A 24501-nucleotide genomic window follows, 5' to 3' on the forward strand; every position below is an offset into this window, starting at 1 on the left:
GACGGCTCCCGCCCGTACGGGAGCCGGCGGAACCTGACCTCCGCCGGCTCCCGTACCGCACCTCCGCAGCCCCGGCGCGGTCCGGTTCCCACGGCCCCCGACTGCCGCAACAGCCCTTCAGGACCGGTGGGTTCCGCTCACGGATGCGGCCGCTGCTCGCCGAGGAGCGGTTCGGTGCCTGAGCCGGCCGTACCGGGTTCGGCGCCTGCCGGGGTCAGTGCCAGCCCTCCCGGTACGCGGCCCAGTCGCCGTCCTCCGCGGCGAAGTCGACATAGAGCGCGACCCCGAACCTTTCCCGGCCGCGGTCCGTACGGCCCAGCCCCAGCCGGGTGCCGCGGACCGCGGCCGCGACCGTCTCCGCCGACGCGTGGTGCCCCAGGTCGTTCTCGTGGAAGAACGGCAGCCCCATCAGCAGATCGGTGCCGCGGGGCGTCACTTCGAGGGCCAGCGCCGTCTGCTCGGCCACGTACCCGCCGTAGAGCCCTTCCAGCGGCATCCAGGTGTCGTACGACATGACGGCGATCTGGTCGACCCGGCGGGCCACCTGCCCGAAGTACTTCTGCGACCACCACTTGCCCCGGCCGGATACCGCGCCGAGGACGGTCTGCGCGGCGGGCAGCGGGTCGATCTGGTGGGCGGCGACGGACAGCGGCACCGCGCGGGCCCGGGTCAGGACGTGCAGGTCGTCCAGGAGCGAGAGGTAGTGCGCGTCGCCGGAGTGCAGCGGTTCCAGGTCGAAGTGCACGCCGTCGAACCCGGCGTCCAGGATCTGCCGCGCCGATCGGACGACCGCGTCGCGTGACGCGGCGCGCTCCAGCCGCAGCCCGTCGGGTCCCTCGCTCGCCAGCCTGTCCCCGAGCCAGGCCTGCACCCGGATGCCGGGCATGGTGCGGTGCACGGCGCCGATCAGCCAGGAGGCCCTGGGGTAGCGGGAGGCGGGCACGGTCCCGTCGTGCTCCAGCGGCCCGGCGTGGACGTACAGGTCCCTGATGCCCGTCCCCTTGATCCGGGCGGCGAACGCGGCCAGGTCGGCGTCCTTCTTCCGGCCGTCGACCCAGGCGTGCCCCAGCCAGATCGCGTCGCGGCCACGGGTCCGGGTGCCGTCTCCGGGGTCGCCGGTGAAGTTGAGGCGCAGGGCGACGCCCGCGGTGAGGACCGGCACCACGACCACCAGGACCAGCCCGAACGCGATCCGCCGCGGCCAAATGCCGAGCATCCGGGCCGCCCCGCTCCGCACGGCGGCAGACGCCCGCCCCATTCGCCCACGCACGTGCGTGCCCCCTGTAGGTCTCGCGTACTCCGGCTGCACGAACGGGCCCGGCGCGTCCCTCGGTGCGCCACGCCCGTACGAAGAGCAGGACGCACCGGGTGCGGGGGCCGTTCCCGGGCGGGGCGTACGGAGCGTGTGCCGGGTCGCGGGGCTCCCGAGGCGGACATAACCTCGCAAACGTGATGCCGCCTGTGAGCCGAACCCGGATCCTCATACCGGGCCGGGCCCTGCTCGCCGTGCTGTCGGCGGTGTGCTGGCTGGCCCTTGTGACCGCGTCGGCCGCTCGCGCCGACGACCCCGTCACGCTGTCCCGCGACGGGCAGATCACCGACAGGGTCGGTGCGCTCGGAGACCGCAGGGCCGAGGTCGTGACCGCCCTCGACCGGCTCTACGACCAACGCCGCATCCAGCTCTTCGTGGCCTACGTCCGTGACTTCTCCGGGCGCTCCCCGCAGGACTGGGCCGACGAGACGGCCGGCCGCAACGGACTCGGCACCGACGACGTCCTGCTGGCCGTCGCCACCCACGACCGGCAGTACGCCTACTCCGTCGACCAGGACTCCCGGCTCACCGACGCACAGCTCCGGGACGTGGCGAGCACCGCGATCGAGCCCGCGCTCAAGGAGAACGACTGGGCGGGTGCGGCCATCGGGGCCGCCGACGGGTACTCCGCCGTGCTGGCCGGCTCACCCGTCCCCACCCCGGCGATCACCCCGGGCGCCGACGACCCCGGCACGGGAAGCTCCGGCGGGACGAGTGGCTGGGACCTGGTGCTGCCGATCGTCCTCGTCGGCGGTGCCGCGGCGGTCGCCGCGTACGCGTTCACCCGGCGCCGGCGGCGCGCCACCACCCGTACGACGCCCGGCGCGACGGGCTGGGGGCCGGCCGGAGGCGGGCGGGACGGGCCACCGCAGCCCCCCACCCCGCTCCCCGAACTCGACGCGCGGGCCAAGGAGACGCTCGTCGCCACGGACGACGCGGTCCGCACGAGCGAGGAGGAGCTCGGCTTCGCCACCGCCCAGTTCGGCGAGGAGGCCGCCGCACCGTTCACGGCTGCGGTCGCCTACGCCAAGGGCGAGCTGACGACGGCGTTCCGGTTGCGTCAGCAGCTCGACGACGCCTTCCCCGAGGACGACACCACGCGCCGGCGGATGCTGGACGAGATCATCGGCCGCTGCGCGGACGCCGACGCCCGCCTGGACGACGTCTCGGAGGACTTCGACCGGCTGCGGGAACTGGAACGCGACGCCCCGCAGGCACTGGCCGCGGCCGAGACCGCGTTCCGTGCGCTCGCCGGCCGGGTCACCGCCGCCGAGGCCACGCTCACCACCCTGCGCGGCCGTTACGCGCCGTCCGCGTCGGCCCCCGTGGCGGACGGCATCGAGCAGGCCAAGGACCGGCTCGTCTTCGCGACGTCGTCGCTCAACCAGGCCCGCCAGGCGGTGGACGGCGGCGACCACGCCTCGGCGGCGGTGTACGTACGGGCCACCGAGGGTGCCGTCGGCCAGGCGGCCACGCTCGTCGACGCCGTCGACCGGCGGGCCCGGGAGCTGGAGGAGGCGGCGGCCGGGCTGCCGGCCGCGCTCACGGAGACGGAGACGGACCTGGCGGACGCGGGAGGGTTGTTGGAGGGCACGGCGGAGGGCGTGTCCACCGCGGACCTGCGGGGCCGGATCGCCCGCGCGCAGACCGTGGCCCGCGATGTGCGGGAGGAGCTGGGCGCGGGAGCGTACGACCCGATCGACGCCCTGCGGCGGGTGGAGGAGGCCGACGCGGCGCTGGACGAGGCGCTGGCCGGTGCCCGCGAGCAGGAACAGGGCAACCGGCGGGCCCGGTCCCTGCTCGACCAGGCGATGCTCACCGCACGGTCGGCCATCGGCGGCGCCGCCGACTACATCACCACGAACCGCGGAGCCGTCGGCAGCCAGGCCAGGACCCGGCTGGCGGAGGCGCAGCGGCGGCTGGAACGGGCCGGGGGGCCGGCCGGGACGGACGATCCGCAGACCGCGCTGGCCGAGGCGCAGCGGGCGGACGCGCTGGCCGGTGAGGCACGGAGCCTCGCGGAGCAGGACGTGCGCGCGTACGGCGGCCGCGGCGGCCCGGGCGGCGGGATGCCGGGCAGCGGCGGGGGCATGGGCGGCGCGGTGCTCGGCGGGATCATCCTCGGCGGGCTCCTGGGCGGCGGAGGCGGCCGGGGCGGCGGTTTCGGGGGCGGCGGCTTCGGCGGGGGCGGCGGACCGGGCAGTTTCGGCGGCGGGGGCACCCGCGGCCGGCGGGGCGGTGGCGGCCGCTTCTGAACGAGCCCGACATCCGTACGCGTTCACGTTGCTCAGCAGGACCGGACACACAGGAGAGGTGCCATGACCAAGCAGACCGTTCTCGGACGCGTCACCCAGCTGGCGAAGGCCAACATCAACGCGCTGATCGACCAGGCCGAGGACCCGCAGAAGATGCTGGACCAGCTGATCCGCGACTACACGTCCAACATCGCGGAGGCCGAACAGGCCGTGGCCGCCACGATCGGCAATCTGCGCCTCATGGAGGAGGACCACCGCGAGGACGTCGCGGCGGCCAAGGAGTGGGGCGAGAAGGCGCTCGCCGCCAGCCGCAAGGCCGATGAGCTGCGGGCGGGCGGATCGGGCCCGGACGCCGACAAGTTCGACAACCTGGCCAAGGTCGCGCTCGGCCGCCAGCTCCAGTCGGAGAAGGAGGCGAGGACGGCGGAGCCCACGATCGCCTCGCAGACCGAGGTGGTGGACAAGCTGAAGTCCGGCCTGGACCGGATGAAGGCGAAGCTGACGGAGCTGAAGTCCAAGCGCGACGAGCTGGTGGCCCGTGCCAAGTCCGCCCAGGCGCAGAACCGGATGATGGACGCCGTCAAGAGCATCGACGTCCTCGACCCGACCAGCGAGCTCAGCCGGTTCGAGGACAAGGTGCGGCGCGAGGAGGCGAAGGCGGTGGGCAAGCAGGAGCTCGCCGCGTCGTCGCTGGACGCCCAGTTCGAGCAGTTGGACACGCTGGGCGACAGCGCCGAGGTGGAAGCCCGCCTCGCCGCGCTGAAGACCACTTCGTGACAGGGCCCTGCCTCAGAACATGCTGAGCAGTTCCTCCACCGTGCGCTCGGCGGCCGGTGCGCCGTCGGGCAGCGGGAGTTCGAACCAGACGGTCTTGCCGCGCGGTGTCCGGCGCGATCCCCAGGCCGCGCTCAGCAGTCCGACCAGCTGGAGTCCGCGGCCGCCCTCGTCCGTGTCGCGTGCCCGCCGGCGCCGCGGCTGGACGAGGCCCGCGTCCCACACCTCGCACACGAGGGTGCGGTCGCGCAGCAGTCGCAGCCGGATCTCGCCCTCGCCGTACCGCAGGGCGTTGGTGACGAGTTCGCTGACCAGCAGTTCGGTGGTGTCCACCAGCTCGCCGAGGTCCCAGGAGATCAGCCTGTCGCGGGCCAGTTCGCGGGCGCGGCCGACCGAGCGGGGCTCGCGGGGCAGCCGCCAGTCTCCGACGGCGTCGGCCGGCAGCCCCTGGATGCGGGCCATCAGCAGGGCGATGTCGTCCTCGCCGTGCCGGGTGTCGAGCGAGCCCAGTACGTGGTCGCAGACGTCCTCGAGGGGCCGGGCCGGTTCGACGAGGGCCCGGCGCAGTGCTTCGAGCCCCTCGTCCAGCGGATGGTCGCGGGACTCGACGAGCCCGTCGGTGTAGAGGGCGAGCAGGGCGCCCTCCTTGAGCTCCACCTCGACCTCCTCGAAGGGTTCGCCGCCGACGCCGAGCGGCATGCCGGGCGGTACGTCGAGGAGCAGCGCGGCTTCGCCCGGCTCGACGACGACGGGGGGCAGGTGACCGGCGTTGGCGAAGGTGCAGCGCCGGGTGACGGGGTCGTAGACGGCATAGACGCAGGTCGCGAGATAGACCTCGGAGAGGTCCGCCTCGCGTGACTTGTGGGCGGCCCGCGAGGGCCACTGGGCGCCGCCGCCCACATCGGACGAGGTGCCGGCGCCGGGGGTGCCGAGGCCCCGGGCGACCTCGTCGAGCGCGGAGAGGACTTCGGCGGGCTCCAGGTCGAGGAGGGCCAGGGTCCTTACGGCGGTGCGCAGTTCGCCCATGGCCACGGCGGCGCGCAGTCCGCGGCCCATCACGTCGCCGACGACGAGGGCGGTGCGGTGGCCGGGGAGCTCGATCACGTCGAACCAGTCGCCTCCGACCTCGGTCGCCGTGTTGCCGGGCAGATAACGGCAGGCGATGTCGAGGCCGGCGGCCTCGGGGTCGCCGGGCGGCAGGAGGCTGCGCTGGAGTATCAGCGCGCGTTCGTGCTCGCGGCGGTAGAGGCGGGCGTTGTCGATGCAGACGGCGGCGCGGGCGGCGAGCTCGGTGGCCAGGCCCCGGTCACGCTCGCCGAAGGGTTCGCTGCCCTTCGTACGGGAGAAGCGTACGAGGCCGACCACGGTGTCATGGGCGACCAGTGGCACGGCGAGCGTGGACTGGACGAAGCCGCGGTCGTCGCCGGGCACGTCCTCCACATGGCCGGTTCGCAGGGCGATGGCGCAGGGTGAGCCGAAGGGGTAGTGGTGCACGGCGCCGAGAGCGGGCGGACCGTCGACCGTGTGGGGCTCGGCGTCGGACGAGGGGTCCGGGATGCCGGGCACGGCGTCCGACACGGCGCTGGCGAAGGCGACGCGGCGCAGTTCGGCGGAGCCGGCGACCGCTTGCCCGTGCGGGGAGCCGCCGCTGCCGGGCGACGTCTCCTCGCCGGTGAGCAGGGCCTGGTAGAGGTCGACGGACGCGAGGTCGCAGAAGCCGGGCACGGCGACGTCGAGGAGTTCGCGGGCGGTCGTCTCCAGGTCGAGGGAGTTGCCGATGCGGGCACTGGCCTCGTTGAGCAGGGCGAGGTTGCGCCGGGCGCTGGCGGCCTCCCGGGCGGCGATGTGGCGCCTGGTCACATCGGTGGCCAGTCCGGCGATGCCGATGGGGTGGCCCGAACCGCTGTGCACCCGGTAGAGGTTCATCGACCAGTGGCGGCGCTCGGTGTCGCCGGGGGCGGTGCCGACGAGCTGGAGGTCGGTGACGGAGTCGCCGGTGGCCATGACGCGTTCGAGCGTCGCCGTCAGCCGGTCCGCCTCGGCGCCCGCGAGGTAGTCGTGGACCGTGCGGCCCCGGTGTTCGTCCGCCCGGCCGCCGAAGACGGTGGCGAACCGCTGGTTGGCCCGCAGCACGGTGAGGTCGGTGCCGAACAGTACGAACCCGAAGGGGGATTGGCCGAAAATCGCCTGCGAGGCGGCGAGGTCCGTCTCGATGAGGCGCAGGGCTCGGACGTCCACCACGATGCAGACCGCGGCCCGTTCACCGGTCACCGTCTCGCTCGGCATCACATAGATCTCGGCGAGCCCGCGCACCGCGTCCTCGCCCGGCATCCGGAAGGGGACGAGGCCCGTCCACTCCTTGCCGTCGAGCACCTCGCCGATCCGGCGGTGACCGTCACGGCGCAGCTCGGACGGCATGAAGGCCTCGACCGGGTCCTTGCCCATGGCCTCGTGAGCGGCAACGCCGAAGAGACCGGCGGCCCGGCGGCTCCACTGCTCGATCAGGCCATCGGGGCCGATCGAGAAGGAGGCGACCCTGATGTAGTCGTAGATCGAGCCAGGCGGACTGCTCTGCCACACCACGTCGCCCGCTGTCCCAGGTATTTCGCTCACGCGACCGTCCCCTCCAGCTCACACACCGGACCGGTCCTGCCCGCAGTATTCAGCACTACGGCCCCGACCGACACGGCGTTCACGATCACAGCACGGTCTCAGTCCGTTTCGGCCAGATTCCGACCGGCCGATTCCGGCCTTACCACCGTGATCGCTGTTCGTCCCACCTCACTCCTAACCAGGCAGGGCCAGCTCGAACCACACCGTCTTACCGCTCTTTCCGCGCCGGGTCCCCCATCGGCGGGCCGAACAGGCCACGAGCTGCAACCCTCTGCCGCCTTCGTCGTCGGGTCCGGCCATGCGTTCGGTGGGCGGATCCGGAAGCGGATCGGAGACTTCCACGAGGAGACCGGGGCGTGCCGCGGGGCCTTCGCCGTCCGGGCGCGGGCGCACCAGCCGCACCCCGATGGGGCCCGCCGTGTACCGCATCGAGTTGGTCACCAGCTCGCTGACCAGCAGAACCGTCACATCGCCGACGGCCGCGTCGAGTCCCCAGCCGCTCAGCGCCTCATGGACGGCATGCCGTGCCGTGCGCACGGCGCCGGGAACAGCCGGAAAGCTCCACTCCGCGCTGTCGCCTTCCGTATCGATCACGCCGATCACTTCCCAGGGCCGGCAACGGGAACGTCTTGATTGCGGGGACTAAACATCACATACCCGAAATTACGGACGAAATACCGCTGCTGTCGGCACGTGGGGCGTACGGGTGTAGGAGCCTGCGCACGAACGGCTGTACGGGGAGGACGGGGGCGCACAGGGATCGGCGCAGGGCACTGGTTCAGGGGTGTGCGCCGCCGGGCTGCCGCCGTACGACTTCGGCCACTGCGGGCAGGTCCTGTTCCAGCCAGTCCACCGTGCCGCTCTCGCCCGGCCCGAGCCAGCGCAGCTCGTCGTGGTCCTGGAGCGGCGCGGGCACCCCGGACACCAGCCTGGCCGTCCACACATGGAGCACATAGCCGGGCTTGAGCGGCCACTCACCGGGGACGCGCTCCAGCGGCTCCGCCTCGACGCCCAGCTCCTCGCGGAGCTCGCGGACGAGCGCCTGCTCGCCGCTCTCCCCCGGCTCCACCTTGCCGCCGGGCAGCTCCCAGCGTCCGGCCAGCTCGGGCGGGGCGCTGCGGCGCGCGGCCAGCAGCCGCCCCCGGTCGTAGACGGCTGCGGCCACCACTACGCGATCAGTCATGACGCGGAGCGTAACGCCCCGTCACGGACGCCCCGCGAGGCCGTCGCAGGGGGCGCACTACGGGCGGGCGGTCTGCCCTACGCGCTCGACCCAGTAGAGCTGCTTGTGGCCGTGGCTCTCCAGCTTGTCGGCGGTCTTCTGCGCCTCGTCCTGCGTGGCGTACCTGCCCACGCGGTAGCGGTTGCCGTTGTCGTCCTGCCGTATCACCAGCCACGGGAGCACAGCACCGCTGTCGCTCATCGTGTCCCTCCCGAGCATTGCGCCCCTCCCCTGAACGGCGTGCATGTTTCTAAGGACCCGCAGGAAACCGCAGTACGCATATGCCCGAGCGTACGCCTGACCTTTACTCAACGCATGCGTAATCGCACAAAGAGATACCGATCCGGCCAGGAGCGGACCAACGCCCCGGGGGCGCATCCGGACGGATGCGCCCCCGGGGCGTTTCCCGGCGGCCGTTTCGGTTACGCAACAGCCCTCAGGGCCGCAAGGCCCCCTCACGCAGTACCGGCTCCGGCATGAGGACCGGGCCGGCTCCGGGCGCCTTGCGGCAGACGTCTCCGCACTCCGCGTCCAGCGAGCAGCAGAGCGAGCAGATCGGACCCGACTGCACCGGGCAGTCGGCGATGTCCGGGAGCTCGTAGGCCGTGGCGCAGACGGAACAGATGTGGGTGGCGGTGATGTCCGGGACCTCGGCGCCGGGCCCGTTCACGGGGTTGGGCCGCGCCAGGTAGTACTTCCCCTTCGTCGCCCAGGCGATCAGCGGACAGAGCGTCAGCGAGAATCCGGCCGCGATGAAGGTCGAGAACGCCTCCGCGTACGCGCCGAACAGCCCGAAGAAGGCGAGGATCGAGACGGTCGAGGCGATCACCATCGCCCCGAATCCGGCCGGATTCACCGCGTACAGGTAGGCCCGCTTGAATTCGATGTACGGGGGGCTCAGGCCGATCCGCTTGTTGATGACCAGATCGGCGGCGACCGCGACGATCCAGGCGATGCCCACGTTGGAGTAGAAGCCCAGCAGCTTGTTGAGGGCCGCGAACATGTTCATCTCCATCAGCGTCAGCGCGATGACGAGATTGAGGAAGATGTACCAGACCCGGCCCGGGTGACGGTGGGTGATCCGGGAGAAGAAGTTCGACCAGGACAGCGATCCGCTGTAGGCGTTGGTCACATTGATCTTCACCTGCGACACGATCACGAACAGGGCGGCCGCGGGCAGCGCGAACGAGCCGAGCCAGGGCTTCAGCGCCTCGATCTGCGGGGCGATCGGCTCCAGCGCGTGCGTCTTGCCGACCGCTTCCAGAGCGACGAAGGCGAGCAGCGCGCCGCCGAGCTGCTTGGCCGCGCCGATGATGACCCAGCCGGGTCCGGCGGCGAGGACGGCGAGGTTCCAGCGCCGCTTGTTGGCCTCCGTCTTCGCGGGCATGAAGCGCAGGTAGTCGGCCTGCTCGCCGATCTGCGCGATGAGCGAGAGAGCGACACCGGTGCCGAGTCCGAAGCCGATCCAGGAGAAGCCCGACCCGGCGCCTTCCGTACCGCCGAAGGAGCCGAACGCGCCCCAGGCGTCCGGCGCCTCGAAGGCGAGGACGACGAACGGCAGCACCATGCCGATGATCCAGACGGGCTGGGTCCAGGCCTGCACCTTGGCGAGGGCGCCCATACCGCGGAAGACGATCGGGATGACGATCAGAGTGGTGATCAGATAGCCCGCCTCGACCGGGAGTCCGACGGCCTGATGCATGGCCTGGGCCATGATCGAGCCCTCCAGGGCGAAGAAGATGAAGGTGAAGGAGGCGTAGATCAGCGAGGTCAGCGTCGACCCGAAGTAGCCGAATCCGGCGCCCCGGGTGACGAGGTCCATGTCCAGCCCGTACTTCGCGCAGGCGCGGGCGATGGGGATGCCGGTGAGGAAGATGATCGTCGCGGCCGCCATGATCGAAGCGAAGCCGCTGGTGAAGCCGTAGGTGAAGACGATCGAGGCACCGATCGCGAAGTCGGCGAGGTAGGCGATCCCGCCGAGCGCGGTGCCGGCGACCATGCCGGGCGACCAGCGCCGGAAGGAGTGCGGCGCATAGCGGAGGGAGTAGTCCTCCCGGCTCTCGTCCGCTGCGAGTTTCGCGTAGCTGCGACGGGGCGGCGGGGTGCCGGAGCCGCCTGCGAGGTCTCCCCCGGAGGCGGTCTCCGTCTGCGGTACGACTGTGTCCGTCATCGGTGACTTCCCGTTCGTCAGTCCGGAGTGCGGGTCCGAACGGGAAGGTAGGAGCGGGACATGACAAGCCAGCACGGTCGGTGATTGCCCGTCGGTTACGGGGTACGGGCCGCCGTTAATTCGTGGTGACGGGCGCCGGACGGGCACCGCCGGATATCGGTCACCCGACAGGAACGCCGCGCCCACCGACCCGCCACCCGACCGGGAACAGACGACCGCAAGCCCGCCACCCGGCCGGGACCGCAGGCTCTGCTACCCGCCACGCAGACAGGAACTGAGGCCCTCGAACCCACCGCCCCACCGGCACCACAGACCCCGGCGCCCGCCACCGAACCGGCACCGCAAGCCCGCCAACCCGCCACCCGGCCAGGAACCAAGCCCCTCGAACCCGCCGCCCCACCGGCACCACAGACCCCGGCGCCCGCCACCGAACCGGCACCGCAGGCCCGCGAACCCGTCACCCGGACGGGACCGGAACCGGGCGTCCGCCCAACCCCCCTCACCGGACCGGAAGGTGGTAGGCGACCCGGTAGCGGTCGGCCGGCACCACCACGTCGGCGGTCTCGACCGGGCGGCCCGACGCGTAATACGTCCGCTCGATCACCATCACCACATGGCCCGGCACCCCGCCGAGCGCCAGGAGCTCCTCCGCCAGCCCCGGGCGCGCGCCGACCTGTTCGGCCACGTTGTCCACGACGACATCGATCGCGGCCATCCGCTCGACCACCCCGCAGCCGCCCAGCGGGCCCTCCTCCGGCAGCATCACCGGCGTGCGTCCCGTGACCGCGAGGGTCTCCCAGGAGGTGGAGAGCATCATCGGCTCGCCGCCGTCCCGGAACACATAGCGGGTGCGCATCACCCGGTCGCCGGGCTCGATGCCGAGCCGCTCGGCGATCTCCGGGCTCGCGCCCTCCTGTTCGCTCCGGGACTCCCAGGTCCCCCGCGCCCCCTCCGCCGTCTGCTCCTGCCGGAACGGGCTGGCCCCCGCCTCCGAGCGGAAGCCGGAACGGGCGATGCGGCGCGGGACCGGGCGCTCGCGCACGTAGGTGCCGGAACCGGAGCGTCCCTCGACGAGACCCTCGGCCATCAACACCTTGCGCGCCTCCAGCGCGACGGTGTCCGAGACCCCGTACTCCTCGCGGATACGCGCCTGCGACGGCAGGCGCGTATGCGGCGGCAGCGAACCATTGGCGATCTTCTCTCTCAGATCGCTCGCAACGCGCAGATAGGCGGGCTGCTCACCGAAAGTCACAGGCCACTCCCCAAGAGGTTGACAGACTGCAACAGCGTCGCAACCGTCGGTTCCGGACCGCAAGCACAGGCCAGAGTTTCACTCGAAGTGATGATTCGCCGCCGGCGTGCGCATATCCCCGCCCGGCAACCACGCACCTTCGGCCGTTCCGGCACGCCCCACCCCTTGACCATGTTTGGTCCAGACCAATAGTTTCCTCTCCACACAGCACGGTCACGCACCTCCCGCACATGTCGCAGGACATGTCTCGCACATGCTCAGCACATGCCTCCGCACACGCACAGGAACGGGCCTCATGCGTCGAAGAACCCTGTCCGGACTGGCCCTTGCCGCCTGCGCCCTCTCGCTGGCCGCCACCCTCGCCCCCGCCGCCAACGCCACCGCGGGCCACGGCGACGAGCACCGCGCGGACCGCGGAAAGGGCGGACACCACAGTTCCGCGCCCGCGTTCAAACGCGTCGGCTACTTCACCCAATGGGGTGTCTACGGGCGCGACTTCCAGGTCAAGGACCTGGAGACGAGCGGAACGGCGGCCAAGCTCACCCACATCAACTACGCGTTCGGCAACGTGAGCGCCGACGGGAAGTGCTTCACGGGCAACGTCCCCGGCGAGGCCGACGCCTGGGCCGACTACGTACGCCCGCTGGATGCCGCGGGCTCGGTGGACGGCGTCGCCGACACCGACGACCAGGCCCTCGCGGGTAACTTCAACCAGCTGCGCGAGCTCAAGGCCAAGCACCCCGGCCTCAAGGTGATGATCTCGCTCGGCGGCTGGAGCTGGTCCACGCACTTCTCGGACGCGGCCCGCACGCCCGCCTCCCGCAAGGCCTTCGTCTCCTCGTGCATCGACCTGTACATCAAGGGCAACCTGCCGGTGGACGGGACGCGCGGCGGCGCGGGCGCGGCAGCCGGTCTCTTCGACGGCGTGGACATCGACTGGGAATGGCCGGGATCCGCCGGTGACACCGACACGGTGTACCGCCCCGAGGACAAGCGGAACTTCACGGCCCTGGTCCACGAGTTCCGTACCCAGCTCGACGCGTACGCGAAGAGCAGCGCCGCCTCGCGCAACGGCGGCCCCCACGGATCGAGGCCCAGGCACTACGACCTCTCGGCGTTCGTGCCCACGTCCCCCGAGAAGATCGACGCCGGCTTCGACGTCCCGCGCATCATGCGGGACTTCGACTTCGTGAACCTCCAGGGCTACGACTTCCACGTCTCGGGCGAGAAGACCACCGCGCAGCAGTCCGCGCTGTACGCGAAGGGCGACTTCAGCGTCGACCAGACCGTGCGCGACTGGCTGAAGCGCGGCGCCCCGGCCCGCAAACTCGTGATGGGGATGCCGTTCTACGGCCAGGGCTGGACCGGTGTGACCGGTGGCGGCGACGGCCTCGGGCAGCCCGCCGCGGCCCCCGCTCCCGCGACCTGGGCAGCCGGTTACGAGGACTACAAGGCCCTCAGGAAGCTGGCCGATTCCGGTACGTACAAGGTCCACCGCAACGTCCGTGACGGCAGCGCCTGGCTGTTCGACGGCACCACGCTGTGGACGTACGACGATCCGCAGGTCCTGCGCACCAAGACCGCGTACATCCGCGACCACCGGCTCGGCGGCGCGATGTTCTGGTCGCTGGACGGGGACACGGACGACGGCGAGCTGATGACCGCCGTCGACCGCGGGCTCGGCCGGCGGTAGGAACGGCCTTCCGGGGCGGCCGCGACACCGCGGCCGCCCCGGACTCCGCCCCACCGCCCCGGCTGGCATGCTGGCCGCCATGACCACCACGTACCGCTGCCCGCAGGACGGCACCCGCGCCGACGTCACCTCGCTCACCTGGTGCTGTCCGGTCTGCCGCGGCCCGTGGGACCTGGACTTCGAGAGCGCGGGCCCGCTGCGTCCCGGCGAACTGCCCGGCCGGGCCAACTCCCTGTGGCGCTACGAGGAGGTCCTGCCGCTCTCCTCCCCCGCGACCACGCTCGGCGAGGGCCGCACCCCGCTCGTGCCGCTCACCCCCACGGTCTCGGCCAAACTCGACTTCCTGATGCCGACGCTCTCCTTCAAGGACCGGGGCGCGGTGATGCTCGCCGAACTGGCCCGCCGCCTCGCGCCCGAGCGCGTCGCCGCGTACTGCGCCCGCGCCGCCCTGCCCTGCACGGTGTACGTCCCCGAGGGCACGTCGCCCAAGAAGACCGAGCAGATCCGGGCGCACGGCGCGCGCCTGGAGGTCGTCGCCGGTGACCGCGAGGCGACCGCGCGCGCGGCCCGCGCCGCCGCCGACGCACCCGGCACCTTCTACGCCTCGCACGTCTTCAACCCGTACTTCCTGCACGGCACGAAGACGTACGTGTACGAGCTCTGGGAGGACCTCGGCGGCCGGCTCCCGGACGCCATCGCCGTCCCGGTCGGCAACGGCACGCTCCTCCTCGGCGCGGCCCTGGCCACCGAGGAACTCCTCGCCCAGGGCCTGATCGACACCCGCCCCGCCCTGATCGCCGTCCAGGCCGAGGCGGTGTCCCCGCTGGCCGCCGCCTTCCACGCGGGTGCGGACGGCCTCCTCGGCACCCCGGCCGGCACCACCGCCTCCCCCACCCTGGCCGAGGGCATCGCCATCCCGCGCCCGCCCCGCGCCCGGGCGATCCTGGCGGCGGTGCGGGAGTCGGGCGGCACGTTCCTGACGGTGACCGAGGATCAGATCCGGGCGGCGCAGCTCGATCTGGCCGCGCGCGGCTTCTACGTGGAGACGACGGGCGTGGCCTGCTGGGCGGCGGTGGGCGGCTGGACCGACCGCGGCGTCGTCGTACCGCTGTGCGGAGCGGGCCTGAAGACGGGGCTCGCGGCCTGAGCGCGCGTGCGCCGGAGTCAGCCGTTCACCCGCGCGCCGTGCCCCGCCGCGCCACGCCCGCTTCCCTACGTTCGTACCGTGAGCCTTTCGCGTACCTCTCTCCTCACGTCCCTGGTCGCGTGCGCCCTGATCGCGCCCCTGCCGCCCGCCGCGTCCGCCGCCGACCGGCCCTCACCCACTCCGCCGGCCGTGGCCTGCGGCCGGGACACGGACCCCGCCTGGGCGCCGTCGTCCACGACGTTCGGCGGGGCCGAGGGCTACGACCCCTACGTCGGCAACGGCTACCTGGGGCACCGCGTACCGGCCGCGGGTGCCGGGTACGCCGAGCGCGGGGAGAAGACCGGCTGGCCGCTGTTCACCCCGCGCTACGACGGGGCGTTCGTCTCCGGGCTCTTCGGCCGCGAGGAGGATCTGGCGGCCGGCCGTGAGGTGGCCGCCGCGCTGCCGAGCTGGACGAACCTGGATGTGCGGGTGGGCGCGGAGACGTTCGGCTCCGCCACGCCGGCGGGCCGGATCTCCCGGTACCGCCAGACGGTGTTCCTGCGGTGCGGACTGGTGCGCACCTCGTTGCGCTGGACCACGTCCGACGGACGCGCGACCGACCTGACGTACGAGGTGCTGGCCGACCGCTCCGACGTGCACGCCGGTGCCGTGCGGCTGCGGATGACCCCGCACTGGACCGGCACCGCGACGGTCACCGGCCGGCTGGACCCGCGCGGCGCGCGCCGGATCGCGCTGGAGGACGACGGGACCTTCCGGACCCGGGGCACGGGGACGGCGGGCGCGATCGTGCAGACGGTGCGCCCGGCCGGCGCGAACGGGCAGGCGTCCCGGGTGAGCGCCGGGCGCACGTACACGTACCTGAAGTACGTGGGGGTGGACACGGCTCTCACCTCGCGCGCCCCGCGCACCACCGCACGCGAGGCGTCCCGGCGCGCGGCGCGGCGCGGCTGGTCCGCCGTGCTCGCCGAGAGCGCCGCCGTCTGGCGCCGCGACTGGTCGGCCGACGTGTCCGTGCCGGGCAGCCCCGATCTGCAGAAGTGGCTGCGCTCGGCCCAGTACGGACTCCTCGCCTCCACCCGCACCGGTTCCCGCGACAGCATCGCCCCGGCCGGTCTGACCAGCGACAACTACGCGGGCATGGTGTTCTGGGACGCCGAGACCTGGATGTACCCGGGCCTGCTCGCCACCCGTCCCGAACTGGCGCGCTCCGTGGTCGAGTACCGCTACCGGACGCGCGGCGAAGCCCGTACGAACGCCGAGAAGCTGGGCTACGAGGGCCTGTTCTATCCGTGGACGAGCGCGAGCAGGGGCCGTCTCTGGTCCGAGTGCCAGAGCTGGAACCCGCCGCACTGCGTGACCCAGAACCACCTTCAGGGCGATGTGTCCCTGGCCGTCTGGCAGTACTACCTGGCCACCGGCGACCGCGACTGGCTGGCCGGCCACGGCTGGCAGATGCTTCAGGGCATCGCCGACTTCTGGGCCTCGCGCGCCACCGCGAACGACGACGGCAGCTACTCGGTGAAGGAGGTGGCGGGCCCGGACGAGTACAGCAACGGCGTCACGGACGGGGTGTTCACCAACGCCGTCGCGGCCACCGCGCTGCGCAACGCCACCCGCGCGGCGCAGCTCCTCGGCCACCCGGCCCCGGAGAAGTGGACCGAGATCGCGGACGGTCTGCGCATCCCGTACGACCCCGAGCGGAAGCTGTACCTCCAGTACGCGGGATACGACGGCTCGACGATCAAGCAGGCCGACACGGTCCTGCTGGTCTATCCGCTGGAGTGGCCGATGGAGCCGGGTGCGGCGGCCTCGACGCTCGACTACTACGCGGCGCACACCGATCCGGACGGTCCGGCGATGACGGACTCGGTCCATGCGATCGACGCGGCCGCGATCGGGGAGCCGGGCTGCGCCACGTACACGTATCTCCAGCGTGCGGTAAGGCCGTTCATGCGTGGCCCGTACGCCCTCTTCAGCGAGGCGCGGGGCGAGAAGGCGGGCGCACAGGACCCCCTGTCCGGCTTCCCCGCCGAGGACTTCCTCACCGGCAAGGGCGGCTTCCTCCAGGTGTTCACGCACGGGCTGACGGGTCTGCGCCTGCGGGAGGACGGGGTGCGGCTGGACCCGCTGCTGCCGCCGCAGCTGAGCGACGGCGTCAGGCTGACGGGCCTGCGCTACCGGGGACGTACGTACGACATCGCGATCGGACCCCGGACGACGGAGGTCCGCCTCGCCTCGGGCGCCCCGTTCACCCTCCACACCCCGTCCGGCCCCCGCACCCTGTCGGGGACCCTCACCCTCCCCACGCGCCGCCCGGACCTGACCCCGACCGCGGACGCGGCCCGCTGCCGTCCGGCGACGGCGACATCGGAGACGCCCGGCCTGTACGCGGCCGCGGCGGTGGACGGCAGCACGGCGACGGCCTGGTCCCCCGACGGGCGGACGGGCACGCTGACGGTCGACCTGGGGCGGGCGGCCCCGGTGACGGGGATCGCGCCGGAGTGGACGGACGTGGCCCCCGCCTCGCACCGCCTGGAGACCTCGGCCGACGGCAGGAACTGGCAGCCGTACCGGGCGGGGACGGTGGCCCGCGAGGTGCGGGTGACGGTCCGTTCGGCGGACGAGGCCGAGCCGACGGGCGTGAGGGAACTGACGGTCACGCAGCCCTGAGGTCCTCCGTTCGGATCAGGCCGGATCAGGGGGCGGGGTCCGCTGCGCGCGTGCCGGACCCCGCGAGCCCGGCATGATCCGAACGAGAGGCCCCGGCCCCCGTGCGGCGGCTCTCGGCGGCCCGGCGGCGCGCCGACGGACGGCCGAGCAGGATCCCGGCCAGTACGAGGACGAGCCCGAAGATCTGCCGGAGGGTGAGCGGCTCACCGGCGAGCACGGTGCCGAGCAGCACTCCGGTCACCGGGTTGAGCAGCCCGACGAGGCCGACGGTCGCGGCGGGCAGATGGCGCAGGCCCGCGAACCAGGCGGCGAAGGCGAGCGCGGTCGCCACGACGGTGACGTAACCGAACCCGAGGACGGCCGGGCCGTCGAGCGCGGGCGGTCCGCCTTCCACGACCGCCGCGAGGAACAGCAGCAGGAGGCCGCCGGCGATCAGCTGCCAGGAGGCCGAGGCGAGGACGTCGGTCCCGGCGCCCCAGCGCTTGGTGAGGATGTAGCCGAGGGAGGACATCAGCAGAGCGGCGACCGAGGCCAGCACCCCGCGGAGGTCGACGGAGCCGGTTCCGGTCAGCAGCATGAGGCATACCCCGCCGATGCCGGCCACGGCGCCCAGCAGGGGCAGCGGTCTCGGCCGCTCGGCGACGAGCGCCCAGGCGATCAGCATCATGGCCACCGGGGAGGCCGCCATGATCGTCGACGCGGTGCTGGTCGGGAGCAGTTGCGCGGCGACGTACACGAGGGCGAAGAACCCGCCCGTGTTCAGGACGCCGAGGACCGCCGCCTTCCACCACCAGGAGCCGTGGGGCCGCCGGCGCCGGACCGCCAGGAGCAGCAGGCCGGCGGGCAGGGCCCTGATGGCGGCGCCGTACAGCGGGGTCCCGGCGGGCAGGTAGGCGTGGGTGACGTAGTAGTTCGTACCCCAGGCCACCGGCGCGATCGCCGTGACGAGCACCCACCGCAAGGTAGCTTCCATGGAAGCTAATATACCTTCCCAGGAAGCTACTATGGGTCACATGCCGGATTCCGCTGATTCCACCGCCACGCCCCAGCCCCAGCCCCAGCCCCTGGACCACGTGGCCCGCATCCAGGCCGAATGGGCCCGCGAGCGCCCCGACCTCGACGTGCGCCCCCAGGGCGTGATCGGCCGCCTGCACCGGCTGGCCGGGCTGCTCACGGAGGAGCTGTGCGTCGTGTACCGCCGGTTCGGCCTGAGCGAGGGCGAGTTCGACGTGCTCGCCGCGCTGCGCCGGGCCGGCGACCCGTTCGAGCGGGCGCCCGGCGAACTGGCCACGCACACCATGGTCACCACCGGCGCGATGACGAAGCGCATCGACCGCCTGGAACGCGCCGGCCTGGTCACCCGCCGCCGGACGGCCGGCGACGGCCGTGCCCGCGTGGTCGCCCTCACCGCGGCCGGCCGCGAGCTGATCGACCGGGCCTTCACCGAGCACATGCGCAACGAACGCCGCCTCCTCGACACCCTGAGCGGGGACGAGGCGGCGGCGCTGGAGTCGCTGCTGACAACGTGGCTGGAGCGGGCGGAGCCGCCACGGAGCGGCTGAGCGGCACAGGCTCCGGGCCGCGCAGGGGTCATCGGCGGCGCGGCCCGCTGGAGTCACTGCTGACAACGTGGCCGGAGCGGGCGGAGCCACCACGGAGCGGCTGAGCGGCACAGGCTCCGGGCCACTCAGGGTCATCGGCGGCGCGACCTCTCCACAGTGCAGGCGCCGAGCCGCGCAGGGCGCCGGCCGGTCGGCACGCCCCACGAACCCGGCACCGACTCCGGCGCCCGCCCCCGGGCAGGAGATCAGCCGGGCGACGACAGGGGCGCCCAGGTGTAGCGGAGGCGCACGCCCTGGTCGTGCAGCCAGGCGGCCTCACGGTGCCGCAGTTCGCTCGCGGACTCCGGGGCGATGGCGCTGGGCCAGCGGACGAGTACCGCGGTGACATCACCCGTCCTCGCCAGCTGCCTCACGCGCCGCCACCCTCTGCGACGGCCGGGGTCGGGCTCACCGTACGTGTCGGTGACGACCTCGGCGATCGTCAGTCCGCGCTCCCGGGCGAACGCGCGGCCTTCCGTCTGGGCGCGCCGCGTGGCTTCGCCGGGCGCGCCCCGGTCCCGGTCGGCACATACGTACAGCACGACGGGAGAGGCGATTTCCTCGTGGGGGGTCATGGGGCGCCTTCCGTAAGTGGATCGAAGAGGAGGGTTCCACCGCGCGAGGGGACGCGGAGGGCTCAACTCGGCCCGGACACACAGCGATTCGACTCGTGCCGGGCGTGCGGTGCGGCAATCGGCCGCACAGTGCCGAACGGCGGCAACCGAGCGGCGGAAGGCGCGGCCGGGGCGGGTGCCCGACAGCGTGGCTCCGAGGGCGGCGCCGGCATCACGCATCCACCCCCGCACCCATCGCGGCCCGGATCCCGCGCCACTAACGCGACTTGACCACTCACTCCTCCACTATGCGCGTGATAACGGTCACGCTGCAACCGACTCCCTGATAATTTCAGGAGCACGGGTATCAGCCTGGCGTCAACATCAAATGGCTGTAACAATGGCTTTGTTGACGGTTCCTCAGGAGGTTGGGCGTGAGTGATGCCCGTTCCGGTACCAGCGCGCCGACAGTCCTGCGCATGATCCTGGGCCGTCGGCTGCAGGAGATGCGGCTCGGCGCCGGCGCCTCGCTGGAGGACGCGGCGAAGGCACTGCGTGTGACGACCCTGACGATCCGCCGGCTGGAGAAGGCCGAGGTCGCGCTGAAGCCGCTCTACGCGGAGAAGCTCCTGGACACCTTCGGGGCGGACCGCCAGGAGATCGAGGAGTTCGCCGACCTGGCCGAACAGGCCAACAAGCCCGGCTGGTGGCACTCCTATCGCGACGCCGTCCCCAGCTGGTTCACCGCTTACGTCAGCCTGGAGTCCGGCGCGAAGACCCTCCGTACGTACGAACCCCAGTACGTCACCGGCCTCCTTCAGACCCCTGCCTACGCGCACGCCGTGCTGCGCGGCGGTCTGCCGCACGGCAGCGAGGAGGAACTAGAACGCCGCGTGCAGCTGAGGCTGCACCGCCAGAAGCTGCTGGAGGGCGAGGACGCGCCCACGTTGTGGGTGGTCATGGAGGAAGCCGTCCTGCACCGGGTGGTGGGCGGCGCCCCGGTGATGCGGGAGCAGCTGGAGCGGCTGCTGGACGTCTCCGAGCTCGCACACGTCAGCATCGACATCGTGCCGTTCGCCGCGGGAGCGCATTTCGGAGCATGTGCCCCGTTCACCTATTTCCGCTTCGAGGAACCCGAGCTGCCCGACGTCGTCTACAGCGAACTCCTGTCCGCCTCCGTCTATCTGGACCAGCGCGCGGACGTCGTCTCCCATCTCGAAGCGCATTCCCGTATGGCGCTGATGACGTCGTCCGAGGACAGCAGGGCGCTCTTGAACCGCATGCGCAAGGAGTACTCATGACGATCACCGACGAGGGCGTCTACAACGGCATGCCGGCCCGCGATCTCGGGGAACAGGGCTGGGAACGGCCCTGGAGCGGGCCGAACGGGGGCCAGTGCGTCGAGACGAAGCAACTCGCCGACGGCCGCGTGGCGGTACGCCAGTCCACCGACCCGGCCGGGCCGGCGCTGATCTACACGCCGGAGGAGATCGCCGCGTTCGTCCGCGGGGTCAAGGAGGGTCTGGCCGATCACCTGGCCGCGGGGTGAACCGGCGGCGGACGTGAGGGACGACGGCACCGGGTCCCGTCCCTGGCCCGCGGGCCGACCGACACACGTACGAAGGGGAGAACATGAGCACCAGGCAGGCCGGCCGGGATCTCGACACCAGCAAGGCGCACTCGGCCCGGATGTACGACTACTTCCTCGGCGGCAAGGACCACTTCGAGATAGACAAGGAGGCGGCCCTGGTCGCCGCCCAGGCCCACCCCGGCATCTACGTGACCGCACGCGAGAACCGGGCGTTCATGCACCGGGCCACCCGCGTCCTGGCGCAGGAGCACGGCATCCGCCAGTGGCTCGACATCGGTACGGGCATCCCGACCGAGCCCAACCTGCACCAGGTCGCCCAGTCCGTCGTACCTGACGCCCATGTCGTGTACGCGGACAACGACCCACTCGTGCTCAAGTACGCCGAACGCCTCATGCGCAGCACGACCCAGGGCCGTACGGCCTACGTCCAGGCCGACGTCACCGACCCCGACGCGCTGATGAGCGCCGTGGAGGACTCGGGGGTCCTGGACTTCGACCGGCCCATCGCCCTCTCCCTCAACGCGCTCATGCACTTCATCACCGACCCGCACGACCCGTACGCCATCGTCCGCCGGCTCCTCGACCCGCTCCCGGCGGGCAGCGCCCTCGCGATGAACCACTGCACGCCCGACTTCGACCCGGTCACCTGGAACAAGGTCGCGGAGGTCTACACGAAGTCCGGTTCTCCGGTGCAGTTCCGCTCGCACGGCGACGTCCGCCGCTTCTTCGACGGCCTCGACCTGGTCGAACCGGGCATCGTCTGCTGCCACCGCTGGCGCTCCGCCGCCCCCGCCGCGGGCGAGCCGGAGATCGAGGACGCCCAGATCAGCCTGCTGGCGGGCGTGGGGATCAAGCGCTAGCGGGGGGCTGGGCGCGTGGGGCCGCGCGGGACTCACTGGTGGTGCCGCACAGGGTGACCACGAGGGAGACGCCGGCACGCAGTGAGTGACTACCGTGCGGTGTTCCGGCCCGAGGCCAGCACGGGTTCGCGCCAAGTGCAAAACCGCCCAGGTTCGCCGACGCTACCCAACTGCGAGGGGCGATGCATCGGGTTCAGCGACCCGAGCGCCGTCTCTCCACCCACGCTGGAGGCCACGCGCCCCTCCACGGCGTCAGCGGGTGGCAGGGGGCCGACCGACACCTACTGAGATTTCAGTAGGTGCTGCTGCGAATTCAGTACACAACGGTGTCCGTAGCCGCATGACGACGGGGCGGGTCCTCCCGAGCGAGCCTGGAACGGCTATCGGGAGACGGATACGGAGACCCTGACGTGGCGACTTTTCTCTATCGACTGGGCCGGAACGCTTTCCGGCGGCGCGGCTATGTCGCCCTGTTGTGGGTGGCCGTCCTGGCCGCTGTCGGCTTGGGCGCACTGCAGGCGCCGGGGGCTTCGAGCAGTGACGAATCGATGCCGGGGATCGAGTCCCAGCAGGCGTACGACCTCATACAAGAGCGCTTCCCCGGGGCCACCGCCGACAGTGCCGGTGCCACGGTCGTCTTCGTGGCCCCTGACGGGCAGAAGGTGACCGCGAGCGACAACCGGCAGGCCATCGAGGAGACGGTGGACGCCCTGGGCGGCGGCGCGCAGGTGGCCGGTGTCGCGGATCCGTTCACGTCGGACGCGGTCAGCAAGGACGGTTCGACCGCATACACGAGCGTCACGTACAAGGTGGCCTCCGACGACGTCACCGACGCCAGCCGCACCGCGGTGGAGGACGCCGCCGAGCAGGCCCGTGAAGCGGGTCTGACCGTCGATCTGGGTGGCTCGGCGATGGAGGCCGACGACGGGCTGAGCGGGGTCGCCGAGATCGTCGGCATCTCGGTGGCGGCGCTCGTCCTGCTGGTGACCTTCGGTTCGCTGGCCGCGGCGGGGCTGCCGCTGCTGACCGCGATCGTCGGCGTCGCCATGAGCCTGTTCGCGATCATGCTGCTCGCCGGGCCGCTCGGGCTGTCCTCGGACGCGAGCACCCTGGGGATGATGCTGGGTCTGGCGGTCGGCATCGACTACGCGCTGTTCATCGTCTCCCGCTTCCGCGAGGAACGTGGCAAGGGGCACGCGCCCGAGGAGGCGGCGGGGCTGGCGGTCGGCACGGCCGGTTCGTCGGTCGTCTTCGCCGGGCTCACTGTGATCATCGCGCTGGCCGGTCTCGCGGTGGTCGGCGTGCCGAGTCTGACGCAGATGGGCTTGGCCGCCGCAGGCGCCGTGCTGATCGCCGTACTGGCCGCGCTCACCTTCGTGCCGGCGCTCCTGGGGTTCTGGCCGAACGCGGTGCTGTCGCGCCGTGCGCGCAAGGGTCTCGACCGAGACCTGCAGGCAGGCCCGCACGAGCAAGTCACCAGTGAGGCTCCTGAGCAAGGACGTGCCAACCTCGGGACGCGCTGGGCCCGCTTCGTGCTGCGCCGCCCGCTGCCCGTCCTGATCCTCGGTGTTCTCGGTTTGGGTGTCCTCGCTGTTCCGGCGGCTAGCCTGCAACTGGGCATGCCCGGGGACGAGGCCCTGTCGACGTCCACCACCCAGCGCCGCGCCTACGACGAGCTCGCCGAGGGCTTCGGCCCCGGGTTCAACGGGCCGCTGACCGTCGTCGTCGACGCCCAGGGAGCATCCGACCCGAAGACGGCTGTCGCCACGATCAGCGAGAAGATCGCCGGCACCGACGGGGTCGTCTCGGTCTCGAAGGCGAACTTCAACGAGGCCGGTGACACCGCGGTGTTCCAGGCCACCCCGTCCACCGCCCCTACCGACGCCCGGACCAAGTCCCTGGTCACCACCATCCGCGACGAACGCCCGGCCCTGGAGTCGGACACGTCCGCCACCTTCGAGGTCACCGGCACGACCGCACTGAACATCGACGTGGCCGCCAAGGTCCAGTCAGCCCTGGTGCCGTACCTGATCACCATCGTCGGCCTGGCGATCGTGCTCCTGATGGTGATCTTCCGGTCCGTGTTCGTGCCCCTCAAGGCGGCGCTCGGCTTCCTGCTCTCGGTCCTGGCGGCCCTCGGCACGGTGGTGCTGGTCTTCCAGCAGGGCCACCTCGCCGGCCTCTTCGGCATCGAGCAGACCGGCCCGATCATGAGCCTGATGCCGATCTTCCTGGTGGGCATCGTGTTCGGCCTGGCCATGGACTACGAGGTCTTCCTCGTCTCGCGGATGCGCGAGGCGTACACCCGCGGCGAGAGTGCCGCGCAGGCCGTGGTGTCCGGGTTCAAGCACAGCGCCCGGGTCGTGGTGGCCGCCGCCCTCATCATGATCGCGGTGTTCTCCGGGTTCATCACCGAGAGCGGCTCCATGATCAAGATGATCGGGTTCGGCCTGGCCACTGCGGTGCTCCTCGACGCCTTCGTCGTACGGATGGCGATCGTGCCTGCCGTCCTCGCCCTGCTCGGCAAGCGGGCCTGGTGGCTGCCGAAGTGGCTGGACCGGATCCTGCCGCGCGTCGACGTGGAGGGCGAAGCCCTCAACCACCGTTCGGCTGCCGAGGGTGAGGACCGCGACCCGGACCCCACCGTGGATGAGGCGGACGACGCGGTGCGCGTCTGATCCGGCTCGCCCCACTCCCGTATGGCCGCCCCGGACACCACGTCCCGGGCGGCCATACGGCCGTCCTCCTGATCATCGGCAACCATGGACCCAGCACAGGCACCAG

General features: G+C 72.1%; 19 protein-coding genes. 10 read left to right on the top strand and 9 right to left on the bottom strand.

Translation table 11 applies throughout. From position 1 onward, the window contains the following. Positions 1–214: 214 nt before the first annotated feature. Positions 215–1216 (bottom strand): hypothetical protein, encoded by a 1002-nt coding sequence (locus ACIQMX_RS02010; protein WP_402474393.1) that lies wholly within the window; start codon positions 1214–1216, stop codon positions 215–217. Between the two features lie 236 nt (positions 1217–1452). Here ACIQMX_RS02010 and ACIQMX_RS02015 point away from each other — a divergent pair, with 236 nt between their 5' ends. Further along, complete coding sequence (locus tag ACIQMX_RS02015; protein WP_402475565.1) at positions 1453–3567, top strand: TPM domain-containing protein; 2115 nt, start codon at positions 1453–1455, stop codon at positions 3565–3567. 63 nt (positions 3568–3630) lie between these two features. After that, complete coding sequence (locus tag ACIQMX_RS02020; protein ID WP_363066627.1) at positions 3631–4344, top strand: PspA/IM30 family protein; 714 nt, start codon at positions 3631–3633, stop codon at positions 4342–4344. 12 nt (positions 4345–4356) lie between these two features. Here the strand turns inward: ACIQMX_RS02020 and ACIQMX_RS02025 are convergent, their stop codons facing one another. The 6 genes from ACIQMX_RS02025 to ACIQMX_RS02050 form a co-directional block, all read right to left on the bottom strand. Then, positions 4357–6921 carry a SpoIIE family protein phosphatase gene (locus ACIQMX_RS02025; RefSeq protein WP_402475567.1) on the bottom strand — a complete coding sequence of 855 codons (2565 nt, stop codon included), beginning with the start codon at positions 6919–6921 and terminating at the stop codon, positions 4357–4359. A 207-nt stretch (positions 6922–7128) separates the two neighbouring features. After that, complete coding sequence (locus ACIQMX_RS02030) at positions 7129–7557, bottom strand: ATP-binding protein (RefSeq protein ID WP_363066628.1); 429 nt, start codon at positions 7555–7557, stop codon at positions 7129–7131. 175 nt (positions 7558–7732) lie between these two features. Beyond that, the gene (locus ACIQMX_RS02035) at positions 7733–8137 is read right to left on the bottom strand and encodes a (deoxy)nucleoside triphosphate pyrophosphohydrolase (RefSeq protein WP_402474396.1); all 405 of its coding nucleotides are present in this window, start codon (positions 8135–8137) and stop codon (positions 7733–7735) included. Between the two features lie 57 nt (positions 8138–8194). Further along, positions 8195–8395 (bottom strand): SPOR domain-containing protein, encoded by a 201-nt coding sequence (locus ACIQMX_RS02040; RefSeq protein ID WP_363066630.1) that lies wholly within the window; start codon positions 8393–8395, stop codon positions 8195–8197. Between the two features lie 217 nt (positions 8396–8612). Further along, complete coding sequence (locus ACIQMX_RS02045) at positions 8613–10346, bottom strand: purine-cytosine permease family protein (RefSeq protein ID WP_402474397.1); 1734 nt, start codon at positions 10344–10346, stop codon at positions 8613–8615. A gap of 499 nt (positions 10347–10845) precedes the next feature. After that, positions 10846–11598: a GntR family transcriptional regulator gene (locus tag ACIQMX_RS02050; RefSeq protein ID WP_219570249.1), complete on the bottom strand. Its 753-nt coding sequence runs from the start codon at positions 11596–11598 to the stop codon at positions 10846–10848. Positions 11599–11893: 295 nt separating this feature from the next. Here ACIQMX_RS02050 and ACIQMX_RS02055 point away from each other — a divergent pair, with 295 nt between their 5' ends. The 3 genes from ACIQMX_RS02055 to ACIQMX_RS02065 all read left to right on the top strand — a co-directional run bounded on the left by ACIQMX_RS02055 (position 11894) and on the right by ACIQMX_RS02065 (position 17111). Continuing rightward, positions 11894–13291 (top strand): glycoside hydrolase family 18 protein, encoded by a 1398-nt coding sequence (locus tag ACIQMX_RS02055; protein ID WP_363066632.1) that lies wholly within the window; start codon positions 11894–11896, stop codon positions 13289–13291. Positions 13292–13370: 79 nt separating this feature from the next. Further along, a complete protein-coding gene (locus ACIQMX_RS02060; RefSeq protein ID WP_402474398.1) occupies positions 13371–14438 on the top strand; it encodes a threonine synthase in 1068 nt (355 codons plus the stop codon). Between the two features lie 78 nt (positions 14439–14516). Beyond that, the gene (locus ACIQMX_RS02065) at positions 14517–17111 is read left to right on the top strand and encodes a discoidin domain-containing protein (RefSeq protein ID WP_402474400.1); all 2595 of its coding nucleotides are present in this window, start codon (positions 14517–14519) and stop codon (positions 17109–17111) included. Between the two features lie 25 nt (positions 17112–17136). Here the strand turns inward: ACIQMX_RS02065 and ACIQMX_RS02070 are convergent, their stop codons facing one another. Further along, positions 17137–18084, bottom strand: coding sequence for a DMT family transporter (locus ACIQMX_RS02070; RefSeq protein ID WP_402474402.1), 948 nt, complete (start codon positions 18082–18084; stop codon positions 17137–17139). 40 nt (positions 18085–18124) lie between these two features. On the opposite strand from ACIQMX_RS02070, the gene ACIQMX_RS02075 reads away from it, so the two are divergent. Then, positions 18125–18673, top strand: coding sequence for a MarR family winged helix-turn-helix transcriptional regulator (locus ACIQMX_RS02075; protein WP_402474403.1), 549 nt, complete (start codon positions 18125–18127; stop codon positions 18671–18673). A 245-nt stretch (positions 18674–18918) separates the two neighbouring features. Here ACIQMX_RS02075 and ACIQMX_RS02080 read toward each other — a convergent pair whose 3' ends face one another. Continuing rightward, positions 18919–19287 carry a hypothetical protein gene (locus ACIQMX_RS02080; protein ID WP_363066637.1) on the bottom strand — a complete coding sequence of 123 codons (369 nt, stop codon included), beginning with the start codon at positions 19285–19287 and terminating at the stop codon, positions 18919–18921. 413 nt (positions 19288–19700) lie between these two features. Between ACIQMX_RS02080 and ACIQMX_RS02085 the strand changes: the two genes are divergently transcribed. From ACIQMX_RS02085 to ACIQMX_RS02100, 4 genes are all read left to right on the top strand, one after another. Continuing rightward, complete coding sequence (locus ACIQMX_RS02085) at positions 19701–20567, top strand: helix-turn-helix transcriptional regulator (protein WP_402474406.1); 867 nt, start codon at positions 19701–19703, stop codon at positions 20565–20567. After that, complete coding sequence (locus tag ACIQMX_RS02090; RefSeq protein WP_363066639.1) at positions 20564–20815, top strand: DUF397 domain-containing protein; 252 nt, start codon at positions 20564–20566, stop codon at positions 20813–20815. The genes ACIQMX_RS02085 and ACIQMX_RS02090 overlap by 4 nt, the downstream gene beginning before the upstream one ends. Positions 20816–20898: 83 nt before the next feature. Further along, positions 20899–21717, top strand: coding sequence for an SAM-dependent methyltransferase (locus ACIQMX_RS02095; RefSeq protein WP_363066640.1), 819 nt, complete (start codon positions 20899–20901; stop codon positions 21715–21717). 410 nt (positions 21718–22127) lie between these two features. After that, on the top strand, positions 22128–24395 hold the full coding sequence (locus ACIQMX_RS02100; RefSeq protein WP_402474408.1) for an MMPL family transporter: 2268 nt from the start codon (positions 22128–22130) through the stop codon (positions 24393–24395). Positions 24396–24501: the final 106 nt, after the last annotated feature.

This window comes from Streptomyces sp. NPDC091416 (assembly GCF_044756845.1).
In the GTDB taxonomy this organism is placed as follows: domain Bacteria; phylum Actinomycetota; class Actinomycetes; order Streptomycetales; family Streptomycetaceae; genus Streptomyces.

Coding starts and splice junctions, on each gene's coding strand:
- ACIQMX_RS02010 (WP_402474393.1), bottom strand. CDS start 1,216: ATGCTCGGCATTTGGCCGCGGCGGATCGCGTTCGGGCTGGTCCTGGTG.
- ACIQMX_RS02015 (WP_402475565.1), top strand. CDS start 1,453: ATGCCGCCTGTGAGCCGAACCCGGATCCTCATACCGGGCCGGGCCCTG.
- ACIQMX_RS02020 (WP_363066627.1), top strand. CDS start 3,631: ATGACCAAGCAGACCGTTCTCGGACGCGTCACCCAGCTGGCGAAGGCC.
- ACIQMX_RS02035 (WP_402474396.1), bottom strand. CDS start 8,137: ATGACTGATCGCGTAGTGGTGGCCGCAGCCGTCTACGACCGGGGGCGG.
- ACIQMX_RS02040 (WP_363066630.1), bottom strand. CDS start 8,395: ATGCTCGGGAGGGACACGATGAGCGACAGCGGTGCTGTGCTCCCGTGG.
- ACIQMX_RS02045 (WP_402474397.1), bottom strand. CDS start 10,346: ATGACGGACACAGTCGTACCGCAGACGGAGACCGCCTCCGGGGGAGAC.
- ACIQMX_RS02055 (WP_363066632.1), top strand. CDS start 11,894: ATGCGTCGAAGAACCCTGTCCGGACTGGCCCTTGCCGCCTGCGCCCTC.
- ACIQMX_RS02060 (WP_402474398.1), top strand. CDS start 13,371: ATGACCACCACGTACCGCTGCCCGCAGGACGGCACCCGCGCCGACGTC.
- ACIQMX_RS02070 (WP_402474402.1), bottom strand. CDS start 18,084: ATGGAAGCTACCTTGCGGTGGGTGCTCGTCACGGCGATCGCGCCGGTG.
- ACIQMX_RS02075 (WP_402474403.1), top strand. CDS start 18,125: ATGCCGGATTCCGCTGATTCCACCGCCACGCCCCAGCCCCAGCCCCAG.
- ACIQMX_RS02080 (WP_363066637.1), bottom strand. CDS start 19,287: ATGACCCCCCACGAGGAAATCGCCTCTCCCGTCGTGCTGTACGTATGT.
- ACIQMX_RS02090 (WP_363066639.1), top strand. CDS start 20,564: ATGACGATCACCGACGAGGGCGTCTACAACGGCATGCCGGCCCGCGAT.
- ACIQMX_RS02095 (WP_363066640.1), top strand. CDS start 20,899: ATGAGCACCAGGCAGGCCGGCCGGGATCTCGACACCAGCAAGGCGCAC.